The sequence below is a fragment of the Streptomyces cavernae genome (assembly GCF_004023625.1).
GTDB classification, from domain to species: Bacteria; Actinomycetota; Actinomycetes; order Streptomycetales; family Streptomycetaceae; genus Streptomyces; species Streptomyces cavernae.
The window spans coordinates 147836-164370 of sequence record NZ_RPDJ01000020.1; the positions used below are offsets into that span (position 1 = coordinate 147836).

Annotated in this window: 11 protein-coding genes; 4 read left to right on the forward strand and 7 right to left on the reverse strand. The window is 68.6% G+C overall.

All coding sequences use genetic code 11. The annotated features are described in order from the left end of the window. Positions 1 to 354: 354 nt before the first annotated feature. The 7 genes from EF387_RS29190 to EF387_RS29220 all read right to left on the reverse strand — a co-directional run bounded on the left by EF387_RS29190 (position 355) and on the right by EF387_RS29220 (position 11947). The gene (locus EF387_RS29190) at positions 355 to 1470 is read right to left on the reverse strand and encodes an ABC transporter ATP-binding protein (RefSeq protein WP_128379612.1); all 1116 of its coding nucleotides are present in this window, start codon (positions 1468 to 1470) and stop codon (positions 355 to 357) included. Positions 1471 to 1481: 11 nt separating this feature from the next. Then, positions 1482 to 2543, reverse strand: a complete 1062-nt coding sequence (locus EF387_RS29195) for an ABC transporter ATP-binding protein (RefSeq protein ID WP_128379613.1) — start codon at positions 2541 to 2543, stop codon at positions 1482 to 1484. 10 nt (positions 2544 to 2553) lie between these two features. Then, positions 2554 to 3534, reverse strand: a complete 981-nt coding sequence (locus EF387_RS29200; protein ID WP_128379614.1) for an ABC transporter permease — start codon at positions 3532 to 3534, stop codon at positions 2554 to 2556. A 390-nt stretch (positions 3535 to 3924) separates the two neighbouring features. Next, positions 3925 to 5730: an ABC transporter substrate-binding protein gene (locus EF387_RS29205; protein WP_128379615.1), complete on the reverse strand. Its 1806-nt coding sequence runs from the start codon at positions 5728 to 5730 to the stop codon at positions 3925 to 3927. A gap of 98 nt (positions 5731 to 5828) precedes the next feature. After that, the gene (locus EF387_RS29210) at positions 5829 to 6866 is read right to left on the reverse strand and encodes an ABC transporter permease (RefSeq protein WP_128379616.1); all 1038 of its coding nucleotides are present in this window, start codon (positions 6864 to 6866) and stop codon (positions 5829 to 5831) included. Between the two features lie 701 nt (positions 6867 to 7567). Further along, on the reverse strand, positions 7568 to 9484 hold the full coding sequence (gene typA / locus EF387_RS29215; RefSeq protein WP_128379617.1) for a translational GTPase TypA: 1917 nt from the start codon (positions 9482 to 9484) through the stop codon (positions 7568 to 7570). Between the two features lie 354 nt (positions 9485 to 9838). Next, positions 9839 to 11947, reverse strand: coding sequence for an ABC transporter family substrate-binding protein (locus EF387_RS29220; RefSeq protein WP_128379618.1), 2109 nt, complete (start codon positions 11945 to 11947; stop codon positions 9839 to 9841). A gap of 369 nt (positions 11948 to 12316) precedes the next feature. On the opposite strand from EF387_RS29220, the gene EF387_RS29225 reads away from it, so the two are divergent. The 4 genes from EF387_RS29225 to EF387_RS29240 all read left to right on the forward strand — a co-directional run bounded on the left by EF387_RS29225 (position 12317) and on the right by EF387_RS29240 (position 16356). Beyond that, complete coding sequence (locus EF387_RS29225; protein WP_128379619.1) at positions 12317 to 12604, forward strand: hypothetical protein; 288 nt, start codon at positions 12317 to 12319, stop codon at positions 12602 to 12604. 203 nt (positions 12605 to 12807) lie between these two features. Further along, positions 12808 to 13629 carry a hypothetical protein gene (locus EF387_RS29230; protein ID WP_128379620.1) on the forward strand — a complete coding sequence of 274 codons (822 nt, stop codon included), beginning with the start codon at positions 12808 to 12810 and terminating at the stop codon, positions 13627 to 13629. Continuing rightward, positions 13629 to 15599: a fumarate reductase/succinate dehydrogenase flavoprotein subunit gene (locus EF387_RS29235; protein ID WP_128379621.1), complete on the forward strand. Its 1971-nt coding sequence runs from the start codon at positions 13629 to 13631 to the stop codon at positions 15597 to 15599. Before EF387_RS29230 ends, EF387_RS29235 begins: the two co-directional genes overlap by 1 nt. Further along, entirely contained in the window at positions 15586 to 16356 is a 771-nt protein-coding gene (locus tag EF387_RS29240) for a succinate dehydrogenase/fumarate reductase iron-sulfur subunit (protein WP_128379622.1), read from the forward strand. Before EF387_RS29235 ends, EF387_RS29240 begins: the two co-directional genes overlap by 14 nt. Positions 16357 to 16535: the final 179 nt, after the last annotated feature.

Below are 16535 nucleotides of genomic sequence, written 5' to 3' on the forward strand. Positions count from 1 at the left end.
CGCTGACGCCGGGCTCAGCTGCCGCCCTGCCCCGCCCATCCCCGGCGGCAGTTTCACCCCGGCCCGGTGGGCCGGCCACCCAGCACAGCCCAGAGGCGGCGATGGCTCGGCGTGGCGAGCCTGGGGCCGCCTGTTCCGGGACACGACCCGGGAACCGGGGTGGGTCCGCCGGGCGCGGGCGCGAGGTCGTTTCCCCCCGCCGCCCCTACCGGTCCCTGACCGGCCCGCTGCCCCGAACCCCCGACAGGGGCCGGCAGCCCCGGGGGCGGGTCACCGGGCCGGCAGCCCCGAGGGGCGGGGCCACCAGGCTCCCAACCCCCGAGGGCGGGGCCACCGCACCTCGTCCGACCGTCCTCAGTCCGACTCCTCCAGCGCCGCCAGCGCCGGGTCCAGGACGATGTCCTCCTCGCGTGCCTCGATCGTCGGCTCTTCCGGGAAGTGGCAGGCCGTCAGGTGACCGTCACGGTTTCCGGAGATCTGGACCAGCGGGGGTGCCTCGGCCGCGCACTTGTCCTGCGCCTTCCAGCACCGGGTACGGAAGCGGCAGCCGGACGGCGGGGCGATCGGGGACGGCACGTCGCCCGCGAGGCGGATCCGCTCCCGTCGGCCCTCGCCGTCGCCGGTGACGTCCACCTCGGGCACGGCCGACAGCAGGGCGTGCGTGTACGGGTGCCGCGGCCGGGTGTAGATCGACTCGCGGTCGCCGACCTCGATCACCTTGCCCAGGTACATGACGGCGACGCGCTGCGAGAAGTGCCGTACGACGGCCAGGTCGTGGGCGATGAACAGGAACGCGATGCCCAGCTCGTCCTGCACCTTCTGCAGCAGGTTCACCACCTGGGCCTGGATCGACACGTCCAGGGCCGACACCGGCTCGTCGGCGACGATCAGCTTCGGCTCCAGTGCCAGGGCCCGTGCCACACCGATGCGCTGGCGCTGACCGCCCGAGAACTCGTGCGGGAAGCGGTTGTAGTGCTCGGGGTTGAGGCCGACGATCTCCAGCAGCTCACGGACCCGCTTCTCCCGGCCGCCGGGCGGGTTGATGCCGTTGATCTCCATCGGGCCGGAGATGATCGTGCCGACCGTCTGGCGCGGGTTCAGCGACGAGTACGGGTCCTGGAAGATCATCTGGATCTCGGACCTGATGGGCGCCAGCTGCTTGCGGCCGGCGTGCGTGATGTCCTGGCCGCGGTAGAGGATCTTGCCGTCCGTCGGCTCGAGCAGCCGGGTGATCAGCCGTCCCGTGGTGGACTTCCCGCAGCCCGACTCCCCCACCAGGCCGAAGCTCTCGCCGACGTGAACGGTCAGGTCGATGCCGTCGACGGCCTGGACGGCTCCGACCGTCCGCCGGATCGGGAAACCGCCCTTGATGGGGAAGTGCTTGGTGAGGTTCTCCGCCACCAGCAGCGGTTCCCCCGGCGATTCCGGCGTGGCCTCACGCGGAGCGGGGAGGACGAGGTCCTCTTTCATGACGTGTCCTCCTAGCCCAGCCTGGGCTTGATCTCTTCGACGAAGATGGTCCGTTTCTGCTCCGCCGTGAGGTGGCACGCGGAGGCCCGGTCCGGGCCGAGCAGCGGCCGCTCGGTGACGCAGCGCGCTCCGCCGACCCGCTCCGCGAAGGTGCACCGGGGGTGGAAGCGGCAGCCGGACGGCGGGTTCAGCAGGCTCGGCGGGGCGCCCGGGATCGGCGCGAGCGGCGCGCTGAGGTCGGAGTCGATGCGCGGCATCGAGTTCAGCAGGCCCCAGGTGTACGGGTGTTGCGGCGAGCGGAGCACCTCGTCGACGGTGCCGCGCTCCACCGCGTTGCCCGCGTACATCACCATGATGTCGTCGGCCATGTCGGAGATGACCCCGAGGTCGTGGGTGATGAAGATGATCGCCGTGCCGAACTCCCGCTGGAGGTCCTTGAGCAGGTCGAGGATCTGCGCCTGCACGGTGACGTCGAGGGCGGTCGTCGGCTCGTCGGCGATCAGCAGGTCGGGGTTGCAGACCAGCGACATCGCGATCATCGCGCGCTGCCGCATACCGCCGGAGAACTGGTGCGGGTAGTCCTTGGCCCGCGCCTTGGGGTTGGGGATGCCCACCTTGCCCAGCATCTCCACCGCCCGGTCCCAGGCCGCCTGCTTGGAGGCTCCGGTGTGCTTCCGGTACGGCTCGGCGATCTGCCGGCCCACCGTGTAGTACGGGGACAGGGCTGTCAGCGGGTCCTGGAAGATCATGGCGACCTTGTTGCCGCGCAGCTTCTCCAGCTCGGACTCGCGGGCGGTGGTCAGCTCCTTGCCGTCCAGGACGATGTCACCCTCGATGGTGGTGAACATCGGGTTGTGCAGCCCGAGGATGGTCAGGTTGGTGACGGACTTTCCGGAGCCGGACTCGCCCACGATGCCGAGGGTCTTGCCCCGCTGGAGGTCGAAGGACAGACCGTTCACGGCCCGGACGGGACCGTCCTCGGTCTTGAAGGTCACGTGCAGGTCCCGCACCGAGAGGAAGGCTCCCTCGTCGGCCGGGACGGGAGCACCGGCTTCCTTGGTCAGAGTGGTCACGACAGTGCTCCTAGGACAGCCGCACGCGCGGGTCGACGAATGCGTAGCAGGCGTCCACGACGATGTTGAACAGAAGGATCATGGCGGCCGAGAACAGCATCACACCCAGCAACAATGGCAGATCGCTGAAGTTCACGGACTCCACCGCGAGCATCCCGAGGCCCGGCAGGCCGAAGGTGTACTCGGTGATGATCGCGCCGCCGAGCAGCGTGCCGAGGTCGATGCCCAGGATGGTGATGATCGGGATCAGGGAACCGCGCCAGGCGTAGCGGAAGAACACATAGCGCCGGGACATGCCCTTGGCGCGGGCCGTGCGGACGTGCTCCTCCTGGAGCTGCTCGATCATCGCGGAGCGCGACATACGGGTGTACTGCGCCGCGAAGATCGTCGACAGGACGGCCCAGGGGATGAGCAGCCCGGTGAACCAGGCGACGGGGTTCGTGGTGAGCTCGGTGTACTTGGGCTCGTCGAAGAGGTCCATCTGGTACACCAGCAGCGCGAGGGCCAGCGGCCCCAGGAAGTAGATCTGCATCGAACTGAGCACCATCGAGCCCGCGGTGAACGTCTTGTCGATCACCGTGCCGCGCCGCCACGCGGCCAGCATGCCGGTGCCGAGCCCGACGATCAGGAACGCAACGGTGGCACCGAGCGCGAGCGAGAGGGTGAGGGGCAGCCGGTCCAGCAGGGTCGACCAGACCGCCTCGTTGGTGTGGTACGAGTAGCCGAAGCAGGGGGCCGGACAGGGCCCTTGGGCGAAGTCGTCACGGCCCATGACGAGACCCGAGAGGAAGATCCAGAACTGCTCGGGGATCGACTTGTCGATGCCGAGGGTGCGGTGGATGTTCGCGAGGGCGTCGGGTGTGCACGTCTTGCCGCACATCAGCAGCGCCGGATCGCGGGGCATACCGAAGAACAGCAGGAAGGCGACGACGGTGAGCAGGAGCAGGATCACGGCGGAGCCGGCGATCCGTCGGAGGAGGAAGCGCAGCATCTTAAGGGCAGCTTTCGGGGCTCGGAAGCCGGGCGGCTAGGGGTCGTTCGGTCAGTCCGGATCGGGCCGCGGCGCCAGGTGGTCCCCCTGCTCATGGAGTCCCCGCCCCCGCTCGAGCGGAGCCGAGAGTGGGGAGGAGCCGAGAACCAGGGGGAGCCGTGCATCGCAAGGCGGAGCACGACCCGCGTACTGGGCGTACCCGGGTCATGCCACAACGCGGCGGTGGGGGCCCCTCCGTGCGAGCGAAGCCGAGCGTGGGAGAGGCCGTACCTGGTGCACCTCCCAGCCGCCAGGCTGGGAGAGCGTCGCGGACCCGGGACGCTCCAAACGACGCCCCCGGGTGCGCCCCGTCGTGGGACGGGGCGCACCGGACGCCGCTCAGGTGGGGAGTTACTTCACGAACAGCCTGCGCGGGTCGACGCCACCGATGACGTCGTCGTACACGAGGCCGCCGATCTTGGACCCGGCGATCTGGGTCTGCTTGTAGTACGCCGTCGGGATGTTGGAGACGACGTCCTTGACGATGTACTCGTTGATCTTGTTCCAGGCCTCCGCCGCCTTGGCGGGGTCGGTGATCTCGCTGGCCGCGTCGATGTCGGCGTTGACCTTCTGGTCGTTGATGTGCGAGTAGTTCGACGCGCCGTCGGCGATCTGGCGACCGTCGTACAGCGGCGGGATCACGGTCGAGGCGCTCGGCCAGTCGGCACCCCACGCGGTGTGGAAGATGTCGAAGTTGTTCTTGACCTTGCTGACCTGGTCGTAGTACGTCTCGGCCGGGATCTCCTGGCGCTGGACGTCGAAGCCGGCCTTCTCCAGGCCCGCCGCCATGGCGGTGGAGTACTGCTGGCCCTCAGGGGTGTTGATGTAGCCGAAGGTCAGCTTCAGGCCCACCTTGCCGGCCTTCTCCAGCAGTTCCTTGCCCTTGGCCGGGTCACCGGCGGGCTTCTTCTTCTTGCCGAACGGGTCGAACTCGGGGTTGTACCCGGAGACGGTCGGGCTGATCAGACCGCCCGCGACCTCCCTCGCCTGGGTGCCACCGGAGGCACGCACGAACGGCGTGATCGGCAGGGCGTAGGCGATGGCCTCACGGACCGTCTTGTCCTGCATCTCGGGCTGGGACAGGTTGATGTTCATCTGGCCCACGTACGGCTGGTAGCCCGAGATGGTTCGGGACTTCATCGCCGAGTCGCTCAGGATCTTGGACAGGTTGCCCGCGTCGACCTCGTTGCTGAAGCTGACGGCGGTCGCGTTGGCACCGCTGTCGTCGAGGATCGCCTTGGTGGAGTCCTCGAACTGCTTGTTGAACTGGAAGTTGAACTGGTCGATGTACTGGTGGCGGATCGGGTCCGTCTTGGCGTCCCAGTTGGTGTTCTTCACCAGGACCATCGACTTGCCGGACTTGAACTCCTGGATCTTGTACGGGCCCGCCGTCATGGGGGCCTTGTCGTACTTCTCCTTGGTGTCCTTCTTCTTCGAGACCATGGAGTAGCCCGCCATGGCGAGGGCGTACGGCAGGTCCGGCTTCGGCTTCTTGAAGTGGAAGACGATCGTTTTGTCGTCCGGCGTCTCCAGGATGCTGTCCGGCAGGCTCTTGCCCTTGTACGGGCCGTCCTTGAGGAGGTTGCGGTACTCCGTGCCCGGCTTGTCCGCGAGCCACTGCTGGATGTAGGTCGGGCCGTTGGCGACGAACGGCGCGAACGTCCGCTCAAAGGTGTGGCGTACGTCCGCGGAGGTGATCGGGGAGCCGTCGGCCCACTTGATCCCGTCCTTCAGGGTGTACTTCCAGGTCTTGCCGCCGTCCGTGGTGGTGCCACTGTCGGTGGCCAGGTCGCCGACGACCTCGTGCTTCTTGCCGTCGTCGCTGGTGGCCTTGTAGCCGGTCAGACCCCGGTGGATCAGCTGGGACAGGCTCATCTCGTCCGAGACGTAGATCTGGCCCGGGTCGAGGTGCGCGAAGCTGTCGCGCTGAAGGACCGTCACCGTGCCGCCGGGCTTGGCGCCGGAGACTTCGGCCGCCGGACCGGTCGAGGCCTTGGCGTCGCCGAATGCGATGGACGACTGCTGGCGCTCGGCGTTCTCCTTGTCCTCCTTGTTGCCGCCTTCCTTGCTGCCACCCTCGCTGCAGCCGGTGAGCACAAGAGCTCCCGCCGCGAGCAGTGAGAGTCCGGCGTACGCGCGGCGTCCACCCTTACCCATCACTCAGTTCCCCACCCATCTGTGTTTCACCAGTGTCAATGAAGTGTTGTCCGGTGTGTCATCCGGTCTTTCGGGCGAGGACGCCCGCAACTAGCCGGTCAGCGCGCCGTCTTGGGGTCGAAGGCGTCACGGACCGAGTCCCCGAGCAGGTTGAACGCCACGATGAAGATGATCATCGAGATGCCCGGGAAGAACATGTAGGTGATGTCGTTCTGCATCACGAGTTCGGTCGACGCCTTGGAGAACATCTGGCCCCAGTCCGGCGTCGGTTCGACGATTCCCACGCCGAGGAAGGACAGTCCGGCCTCGGCGGTCACGAAGTTCGGCAGCATGTACGTGGACTGCACCAGCAGCGGGGTGACCACGTTCGGCAGGATCTCCTTGCGGATGATCCGCCCGGGCGGGGCGCCGCTCACCTTGGCCGCCTCGATGAACTCCCGTTCTCGCAGGGCGAGTGTGGTGCCGCGCAGGATCCGGGCGAGGCTCATCCAGCCGAGGAACCACTGGACGGCGATGAGCGCGACCACCCGCACGTAAACCGGCGTCTCGTCCTTCGGGCTGACGAACAGTGAGACAACGACCGGCATGCTCGCGATGAAGAACAGCTGCGAGGGGAAGGCGAGCAGAAAGTCGATCACGCGGCTGACCCAGTAGTCGGTCCTGCCGCCGAGGTAACCGGCCGCGACACCAAGGATGATGCCGGTCAGGACGGTGGCGACGGTGACCGCCAGGGAGATCATCAGGGAGTTCCGGATGCCGTACAGCAGCTTGGTGAAGACGTCGTAGCCGTTGCCGGGCTCGAGACCGAACCAGAACTCGCCGCTGATACCGCCGTTGGGCTGCACCGGCACACCCGCGCTGTCGAACAACTCGGGGCGCTCGTCCGCGAAGACGGTGTACGGGTCCTTGCCGTACAGCATGGAGATCAGCGGGGCGAGCAGTCCGATGAGGAAGAAGAAGATCACGACGTAGGCCGAGATGACGCCGGTGCGGTCGCGCTTGAAGCGGATCCACATCAACTGGCCGGGAGAGCGGCCTTCCAGCTTCTTGGCCTCCTCGACCTTCGCCTTCGGCTCTTGCTCGCCGTCCACGACGACCGATGTCCCGCCGCTCTCAATGTCGATCGGACTTGTCACAGTTTGCCCATTTCACAGGTGTGGGGTGTGCGGGCCGACGACATGGCACAGATGCACTCGATCGTCGACCTGATCATGAAGAAACGCCCGGGCGTCCTGAGGAGTTCAGGAAACCCGCAGCCGGACGCGCGTAGCCCGCAGGCAGTGCTGACCGGCCGGCCAGTCGCTCAGAGCTGGTCTCCGTACAGACCGGCATCATCACGGACGACGGACGACATGTCCCACTTGGTGCTCGCCACACCGCTCATGGGGCTCCTCCTCATGACTTCACGTGTTCACCAACAAGATGGGGCGCGGACCGCTCTCCGTCGCTGCTGACGGGAGATCAGACGCCCCGCGGTGCTCGTGAGCCCTCGGCACTGCCCCCACAGTGCGAGACCCATTGACCCGAGCGCTACGCGGCTAACTATCTGCCATGAGCAGAGCGACGACCAACCGCCTGCAGGTCTCGGTTCCATCACAGATGACGCATAGATCTTCCAAAATATGGACAAACAGTTCGACACAAGAAGGCCGCGAAACGGGCGTGTTACATGGGTATCGGGCGCCCCTCTCCGTAATTCGGACACCGAGGCTCGAAAAACAACTTGCAAAAGGCCCGGACAGCCCCCTGCTTGGGGGCTGTCCGGGCCCAAGTGACGTGTGTCCGAATCGCCGGTGAACGTTTGTCAGGCGTGTTCTTGCTCACGCCCGACGACGGGTCAGGCGTGCTTGGCGCGTGAGGCGGCGCGGGCGCGCTCGCGCGCGTCCAGGTTGACCTTCCGGATGCGCACGGCCTCCGGGGTCACCTCGACGCACTCGTCGTCGCGGCAGAACTCCAGGGACTGCTCGAGCGACAGCCTGCGCGGCGGGACGATCGACTCGGCCACATCGGCCGTGGACGACCGCATGTTGGTGAGCTTCTTCTCCTTGGTGATGTTCACGTCCATGTCGTCGGAGCGGGAGTTCTCACCGACGATCATGCCCTCGTAGACCTCGGTGCCGGGCTCCACGAAGAGCACACCGCGCTCCTGGAGGTTGGTCATCGCGAAGGCGGTGACGGCACCGGAGCGGTCGGCGACCAGGGAGCCGTTGTTGCGGGTCTGCAGCGGGCCGAACCACGGCTCGAAGCCCTCGTGGATGGAGTGGCCGATGCCCGTGCCGCGGGTCTGGGTCAGGAACTCCGTGCGGAAGCCGATGAGACCGCGGGAGGGCACCACGAACTCCATGCGGACCCAGCCCGAGCCGTGGTTGGACATGTTGTCCATCCGCCCCTTGCGGACGCCCATCAGCTGGGTGACCGCGCCCATGTGCTCCTCGGGGACGTCGATCGTCATGCGCTCGACCGGCTCGTGGACCTTGCCGTCGATCTCCTTGGTGACCACCTGCGGCTTGCCGACGGTCAGCTCGTAGCCCTCGCGGCGCATGGTCTCCACGAGGATGGCGAGGGCCAGCTCGCCACGGCCCTGCACCTCCCAGGCGTCCGGACGCTCGGTGTCCAGCACGCGCAGCGAGACGTTACCGATGAGCTCGCGGTCCAGACGGTCCTTGACCTGGCGGGCGGTGACCTTGCGGTCCTTGACGGCGGCCTTCGCGTCGGCGCCCTTGCCGGTGCCGCCGCGGCCGACCAGCGGCGAGGTGTTCGTGCCGATCGTCATCGAGATCGCGGGCTCGTCCACCGTGATCAGCGGCAGCGCGATCGGGTTCTCGGTGTCCGCGAGGGTCTCGCCGATCATGATGTCCGGGATGCCCGCGACGGCGCAGATGTCACCGGGGCCGGCCTTCTCGGCGGGCTTCCTGGTCAGCGCCTCGGTCATCATCAGTTCACTGATGCGCACGTTGCTGACCGACCCGTCGCGCTTGATCCAGGCGACGGTCTGGCCCTTCCGGAGCTCGCCCTGCTCGACCCGCAGCAGCGCGATACGGCCGAGGAAGTTGTCGGCGTCCAGGTTGGTGACATGGGCCTGGAGCGGGGCGCTCTCGTCGTAGGACGGCGCCGGTACGTGCTCGAGGAGCGTGTTGAAGAACGGCTCCAGGCTGGTGCTGTCGGAGGGGACCGTGCCGTCGTCCGGCTTGGTCAGGGACGCGACGCCGTCACGGGCGCAGGCGTACACGATCGGGAACTCGATCTGGTCCTCGTCGGCGTCCAGGTCCAGGAACAGGTCGTACGTCTCGTTGACGACGTCGTCGATCCGGGCGTCCGGGCGGTCGGTCTTGTTGATGCACAGGATCACCGGGAGGCGGGCCTGCAGGGCCTTGCGCAGTACGAACCGGGTCTGCGGGAGCGGGCCCTCGGAGGCGTCCACCAGCAGCACCACCGCGTCGACCATCGACAGGCCGCGCTCGACCTCGCCGCCGAAGTCGGCGTGGCCGGGGGTGTCGATGATGTTGATCGTGATCGGGTCGCCGCCGTCCTTGGGGTGGTACTTCACCGCCGTGTTCTTGGCGAGGATCGTGATGCCCTTCTCACGCTCCAGGTCGTTCGAGTCCATGACCCGGTCGTCGACGGACTCGAGCTGGTGGGCGGCGAAGGCACCGGCCTGCTTGAGCATGGCGTCGACCAGAGTGGTCTTGCCATGGTCTACGTGGGCGACGATGGCGACGTTGCGGATGTCGTGACGCTGGACGGACACGGCCATAGTGCGGCGTACTCCCGGAGTGAGCGGACGGTCACCGCGCCGGACTGTGTTGCGCGGGACACTGCCGGGCTTGACACGCCACGGCCTCACCCCATCGTACGGTGCCCTCCGGGAAGGCCCGGTCGAGGGCCGAAGCCGGACGGTGCCCACCGGGAAGGCATGGCCGAGGGCCGAAGCCTCGCAGAGCCCCGGACCTCAGCCACATGCTCCGGCCATCACCCACAGGCTCCGGACCTCACCCACAGGCTCCGGACCTCACCGACAAGCTCCGGACCTCACCGACAAGCTCCGCCGTCACCCACAGTCTCCGGCCCTCACCGACAGGCCGCGCCCCTCACCGACGAGTCCCCGGCCTCATCCGGAAGTCCCTACGGCCTTGGAAGTCCCGGCGGATGACTTCACGCCCTTCCTCAGGAAGCCCATGTCCTCGTAGACCGGTGTCTGGAAGCCGAACGAGCCGGCGTTCGCCAGGTCGGTGCGGGTGGCGGTCAGTTGGGGGCGCTGGTAGAGGGGGATCGAGCCGGCCGAGGCCCAGATGTGGGCGTCGGCCTTGCGCATCAGGGTGCGGGACTCGCCTTCGTCCAGTTCGGCGATGGCCTGTTCGAAGAGCTGGTCGATGCGGTCGGTGCCGACCCGGCTGTAGTTCTGCTCGACGGAGAGCGCCCCGTCGGCGCCGGGCACCGGCTTGGCGTAGATCGGGCGGGCGTCGGTGGCCGGGAAGGCGGAGGCGGGCCAGGAGTACAGCGCCAGGTCGAACTGGCCGGAGGCGATGTGGTCCTTGAAGTAGCTCGCGTCGGAGACCTTCGTCACCTCGGTGCGGATGCCCACGCGTTCCAGCATCGTGACGATCCGGGTGCCGACCGCGCGCAGTGACTCCGTGCCCGGGCCGGACGGCAGCACGAACCGGAGGCTGAGCGGCTTGCCGTCCTTGGCGAGGCCGCCGGGGCCGGGGGCCGCCGTGCCCTTGGGTGCGTACGCGCCGGGGGCGCCGCCCCGGCGGGGGTCCTGCCAGGCGTCGTGCTGCCTGGCCTGGTTCCGTTCGTCCTGGTCGCCCGGGGAGCCGGGCTGGTCGCCGGTGGAGTCGGGCTGGTCGCCGTCGGAGTCGGGCCGGGCCGAGGGGGCGCCCGGCTCGGGGGCCCTGCCGGGGTACTGCTCGTGGGGTGCCTCGCCGGGCTTGTCGTCTTCGCCGACGAGGTACGTACCGTCGTCCGGGGACGCCGTCCGGCCCTCGCCCTCCTCGGGTCCCTCGGCTCCTGCCGCCTTCTTCTCCTTCTGCTCCGGCTCCTGCTTGTCGACCGCCCCGCCGGGCACCCACCCGGCGTCGGCGAGCAGTGCCCGCGCCGCGTCGGTGTCCTGGCCGCCGAGGGCCGCGCTGTTGTCGGCGTACACCGGCTGCCCGGCGAGGGCGAGGTGGCTGCCGACCGGCGCCGCGGGCAGTCCCAGCGGTTTCAGGACGATCCGGGCCAGTTCGTCGCGGTTCAGGGCGCGGGCGACGGCGCGGCGGACGCGTTCGTCGGCGAGCGGGCCCTCGGATCCGTTCAGGGCGAGCTGGGTGTAGGCGGGTTCGAGGGACTTGCGCACGTCGAATCCGCGCAGTTCACGGGTGCCCGCCTGTTCCGGGTCGAGCTCGGCGAGGTCGACCCGGCCGGCGGCGAGGGCGGCGGGGCGCTGTCCGCGCGGGACGGCCCGCAGGACGAGTTCGTCGAGCTTGGCGGGACGGCCCCACCAGCGGTTGTTGCGGGCGAGGGTGACGTCGCCGGCGGCGCGGTCGATCTTGCGGATCGTGAACGGGCCGGCGGTGACCGCCAGCTTGCGGCGGACGTCGTCGTTGAAGGCGTCCGGGCTGCCCATGACGTCCTTCGGGTACAGCGGAGAGAACAGGGAGCGCCAGTCCGCGTAGGGCTTGTCGAAGGTGACCCGGACCTCCAGGTCGCCGGCGCCGCGCTCGATCTTCTGGATGCGGTCGTAGCCGGCGTTGCGGGCGGTCCAGTACGCGGTGTCCCGGCCGGACAGGGCGCGCCACTGGGCGACGAAGTCGGCGGCGCCGATGTCGCGGCCGTCGCTCCAGACGGCTTCCTGGTTGAGCTTGTAGAGCACCACCTGGCGCGGCTCGCGCTCGATGACCTCGGCGGACTCCAGGTAGTCGGGATTGCGCTCGGGGCGGCCGTTCTCGTCGAGCCGGAACATGGCGGGGAGTACGGCGCCGGCGATGCGCGAGGTGGCGTCGTCGGCGTCGGCCTGGAAGACGTTGAGGGTCTCCGGGACGGCGTCCACGGCCCAGTGCAGGGTGCCGCCCTCGGCGATGCGGTCGCGGGCGGCGGGGGCGATGTCCTGGGGGGCCGCGGGCCTGCCCGCCTCCTCGTCCCCGCTGCACGCGGTGAGGGTGGGCATCGCGAGCGCGGCGGTCGCGAGGAGGGCGACGGAGCGCAGGGCGGCGCGCAGTCTGACGCCGTCGTGGGTCATCAACGGGTACCTCCGGGCTCGCCCGGCCGCGGTTGCTGGTTCCGGCCGGAATGATCACGTCTGGTGCGATTTGGATGTCTGATGTTGATCACATCAATGGGGCACCAGCGTTCGAGGGCGGCCGTGACGACACGGCGGGGCGGAACCGAACCCCACCCGACCGGAGCAAGGGTTTTCGCCCGCTGGAACGGAAGGGGCGGATGGGGCGCGCGCAAGGGCGCACAGACCCCACTTCGGGGGCGTGCGTAGGGGTGAGATCCGGGAATCGGTGCACGCGCCTTCACAAGTGCGGATGTGACGCGCGACACTCTCACGTGCATGAACGTTGCCACTGGGGCCGCCGGGCCCCCGGAAGCGAGGGCAAGTCTCATGTCCGTTAGCGAAGACCTGACATCGGTCCAGCGCTGCCTCGAGGATCTGTTCCGTTCCGTGGCACGGCTGGAACAGCAGGTGGGCGGGAGTCTGGAGATGCGCAGGGTGCGCCACGACGCCAACCATCTGCGCGAGAGCGTCGCACTGCTGCGCGAGGCGGCGCAGGGGCACACCGTGCCCAAACGCCCCGACCTTGTGACCATCCCCGACGACCCCTACGACCAATCGCTGTGGCGTGACTCCGACGACGAGGGGCTGGGCGCCAGCGACCGCCACGCACCCTGAGCAACGACGACCACCGGCGAGTGAGCAGAGGGGGCGCGTCGGTGACGAGGGGCCGCGGGACATCTCCCTGCTCGAGAGAAGTCGAGAGCTTGGGGGAGCGCGGAACCCCGAAGACGGAGGGGCGAGCACGATCGGCAGCTCGACACCGACAACAGGCGCCCCTGAGGCGAACCGAGCCCTGAAAAAAGGGGAGGTCAAGCAGATTGGCCACCGATACCGAGCCACATCTGAACAGCGGCGGCGTACGCGGTGGTACGCGTGCCGCGATCACCGCGCCGCATCTGCGAACCGACCGCTGGTGGCTGGCCCCGGCCGCCACCGCCGCCGGGCTGCTGGCCTTCGTCGTCTATTCGACGTGGCGGGCGTTCGCGAACGCGGACTATTACGCGGCCCCGTATGTCTCGCCGTTCTACTCGCCGTGTCTGGCCGAGAACTGCGCCGAGATGCGCGCGGGCCCGAACTGGGATCTCTTCGGGAGCTGGTGGGGCATCTCTCCCGCCATCATCATCCTGATCTTCCCACTGGGCTTCCGTCTGACCTGTTACTACTACCGCAAGGCGTACTACCGCGGCTTCTGGGCCTCGCCCCCGGCCTGCGCGGTCGCCGAGCCGCACAAGAAGTACACCGGTGAGACCCGCTTCCCGCTGGTCCTGCAGAACATCCACCGCTACTTCTTCTACGCCGCGCTGCTCGTCGCCGGAATCCTGACGTACGACACCGTGCTCGCCTTCCGCGACGAGAGCTACCAGTGGGGCCACATGGGCCTGGGCACCTTGGTGTTCCTGGTCAACATCCTGCTGATCTGGGCGTACACCCTGTCGTGCCACTCGTGCCGGCACATCGTCGGCGGCAAGCTCAAACACTTCTCCAAGCACCCCGTGCGCTACCGGATGTGGCAGTTCGTCGGGAAGCTGAACGCCCGCCACATGCTGCTGGCCTGGGCGTCCCTGGTGAGCGTCGCGCTCGCCGACTTCTACGTGTACCTGGTCGCGTCCGGTGCCTTCGACGATCCGAGGTTCTTCTGATGTCCGTAGTCGACCGACAGGAGTGGGACGTCGTCGTGGTCGGCGCGGGCGGCGCCGGTCTCCGGGCCGCCATCGAGGCACGCGAGAGCGGCGCGCGCACCGCCGTGATCTGCAAGTCGCTGTTCGGCAAGGCCCACACGGTGATGGCCGAGGGCGGCATCGCCGCGGCGATGGGCAACGTCAACGCGGGCGACAACTGGCAGGTCCACTTCCGCGACACCATGCGCGGCGGGAAGTTCCTGAACCAGTGGCGCATGGCCGAACTGCACGCGCAGGAGGCCCCGGACCGGGTGTGGGAGCTGGAGACCTGGGGCGCCCTGTTCGACCGTACGAAGGACGGCCGGATCTCCCAGCGCAACTTCGGCGGCCATGAGTACCCGCGGCTCGCGCACGTCGGCGACCGCACCGGCCTGGAGCTGATCCGCACGCTGCAGCAGAAGATCGTCTCGCTGCAGCAGGAGGACCACCGGGAGACCGGTGACTACGAGTCCCGGCTGAAGGTGTTCCAGGAGTGCACCGTCACCCGGGTCCTCAAGGACGGGCAGCGGGTCTCCGGGGTGTTCGGCTACGAGCGCGAGTCCGGGCGTTTCTTCGTCCTGGAGGCCCCCGCCGTGGTGATCGCCACCGGCGGGATCGGCAAGTCCTTCAAGGTGACGTCCAACTCGTGGGAGTACACCGGTGACGGGCACGCGCTGGCGCTGCTCGCCGGGGCACCCCTGCTGAACATGGAGTTCGTGCAGTTCCACCCGACGGGCATGGTCTGGCCGCCGTCGGTGAAGGGCATCCTCGTCACCGAGTCCGTACGCGGTGACGGCGGGGTGCTCAGGAACTCCGAGGGCAAGCGGTTCATGTTCGACTACATCCCGGACGTCTTCAAGGAGAAGTACGCGGAGTCCGAGGAGGAGGGCGACCGCTGGTACGAGGACCCGGACAACAACCGGCGACCGCCCGAACTGCTGCCGCGCGACGAGGTGGCGCGGGCGATCAACGCCGAGGTGAAGGCGGGCCGCGGTTCCCCGCACGGCGGTGTCTTCCTGGACGTGTCCACACGGATGCCGGCGGAGGTCATCCGGCGCCGGCTGCCGTCGATGTACCACCAGTTCAAGGAGCTGGCGGACGTCGACATCACCGCCGAGGCGATGGAGGTCGGGCCTACCTGTCACTACGTGATGGGCGGGATCGCCGTCGAGTCGGACACCGCGGCGGCCCGTGGGGTGCCGGGGCTGTTCGCGGCTGGTGAGGTGGCGGGCGGTATGCACGGCTCCAACCGGCTCGGCGGCAACTCCCTGTCCGACCTGCTGGTCTTCGGTCGGCGGGCCGGACTGCACGCGGCCCGCTATGCGGCCGACCTGGGCGCACGGCCGCCCGTGGACGACGCGCAGGTGGATCTGGCGGCGGCGGAGGCACTGCGGCCGTTCTCCGCGGAGGTGCCCCCCGACGACTACCCACCGGAGAACCCGTACACCCTGCACCAGGAGCTCCAGCAGACGATGCACGACCTGGTCGGGATCATCCGGCGGAAGGCCGAGATGAAACAGGCCCTGGGCAAGCTGGCCGATCTCCGGGTACGGGCCCGGTGGGCCGGCGTCGAGGGCCACCGGCAGTTCAACCCGGGCTGGCACCTGGCACTCGACCTGCGCAACATGCTGCTGGTCAGCGAGTGCATCGCGCGGGCAGCCCTGGAGCGCACCGAGTCGCGCGGCGGGCACACCCGCGAGGACTACCCCGCAATGGACCGGGAGTGGCGGCGCCTGAACCTGCTGTGCCGGCTCGCCGACCCCAGCGGCGAACTCGCGGCGTCGGATCCCGTGAGCGGCCAGATCGAGCTGGTGCGGGAGACCACCGAGCCCATCAGGGACGACCTGCTCGCTCTCTTCGAGAAGGAGGAACTGGTGAAGTACCTCTCCGAGGAGGAGGTCGTCGAGCCGGAGACGGAGCGGGAAGGAGAAGGTTCCCGTGAGCAGCTATGAGGCCCGCTTCAAGGTGTGGCGGGGCGATGTGCAGGGGGGCGGCCTGGAGGACTTCAAGGTCGAGGTCAACGACGGCGAGGTGGTGCTGGACATCATCCACCGGCTGCAGGCCACCCAGGCTCCCGACCTGGCGGTGCGCTGGAACTGCAAGGCGGGCAAGTGCGGTTCGTGCTCGGCGGAGATCAACGGTCGGCCGCGGCTGATGTGCATGACCCGGATGTCGGTGTTCGACCGGGCGGAGACGATCACGGTCACTCCGCTGCGGGCCTTCCCGGTGGTCCGCGACCTGGTCACGGACGTCGGCTTCAACTACACCAAGGCCCGGGAGGTCCCGTCCTTCGTACCGCCCGCGGACCTCGGTCCCGGCGAGTACCGGATGATGCAGGAGGACGTGGACCGCTCGCAGGAGTTCCGCAAGTGCATCGAGTGCTTCCTGTGCCAGGACACCTGCCATGTGGTCCGTGACCACGAGGAGAACAAGACGGCGTTCGCGGGACCGCGCTTCCTGATGCGGGTCGCGGAGCTGGACATGCACCCCCTCGACGCGGCCCAGGAAACCGGCCTGGACCGCAAACGCACGGCTCAGGACGAGCACGGCCTCGGCTACTGCAACATCACCAAGTGCTGTACGGAGGTCTGCCCCGAAGGCATCAAGATCACGGACAACGCCCTGATCCCCCTGAAGGAGAGGGCGGTCGACCGCAAGTACGACCCGCTGGTGTGGCTGGGCTCGAAGATCCGCAGGCGTTCTTCGTAGCGGTCCGCCGGCGAGAGTGCCGCCGACTGCTGACCGGGCAGGCCGGCGCCGGCCTGCCCGGTCAGCATGCCCACGATGAAGGTGGCCCCGCCGGCGGCCACGGCCGCCGCGCACGGGTCATGGGCGCCCTCGGCTCGGGCGCCGAGGGCGCGCCGCAGCGACTGCAGTTCCCCGCCTTG

Bases quoted from the DNA above. Each gene is read 5' to 3' on its own strand.
- EF387_RS29190 (WP_128379612.1), bottom strand. From the start codon at position 1,470: ATGAAAGAGGACCTCGTCCTCCCCGCTCCGCGTGAGGCCACGCCGGAA.
- EF387_RS29200 (WP_128379614.1), bottom strand. From the start codon at position 3,534: ATGCTGCGCTTCCTCCTCCGACGGATCGCCGGCTCCGCCGTGATCCTG.
- EF387_RS29205 (WP_128379615.1), bottom strand. From the start codon at position 5,730: ATGGGTAAGGGTGGACGCCGCGCGTACGCCGGACTCTCACTGCTCGCG.
- typA (WP_128379617.1), bottom strand. From the start codon at position 9,484: ATGGCCGTGTCCGTCCAGCGTCACGACATCCGCAACGTCGCCATCGTC.
- EF387_RS29220 (WP_128379618.1), bottom strand. From the start codon at position 11,947: ATGACCCACGACGGCGTCAGACTGCGCGCCGCCCTGCGCTCCGTCGCC.
- EF387_RS29225 (WP_128379619.1), top strand. From the start codon at position 12,317: ATGTCCGTTAGCGAAGACCTGACATCGGTCCAGCGCTGCCTCGAGGAT.
- EF387_RS29235 (WP_128379621.1), top strand. From the start codon at position 13,629: ATGTCCGTAGTCGACCGACAGGAGTGGGACGTCGTCGTGGTCGGCGCG.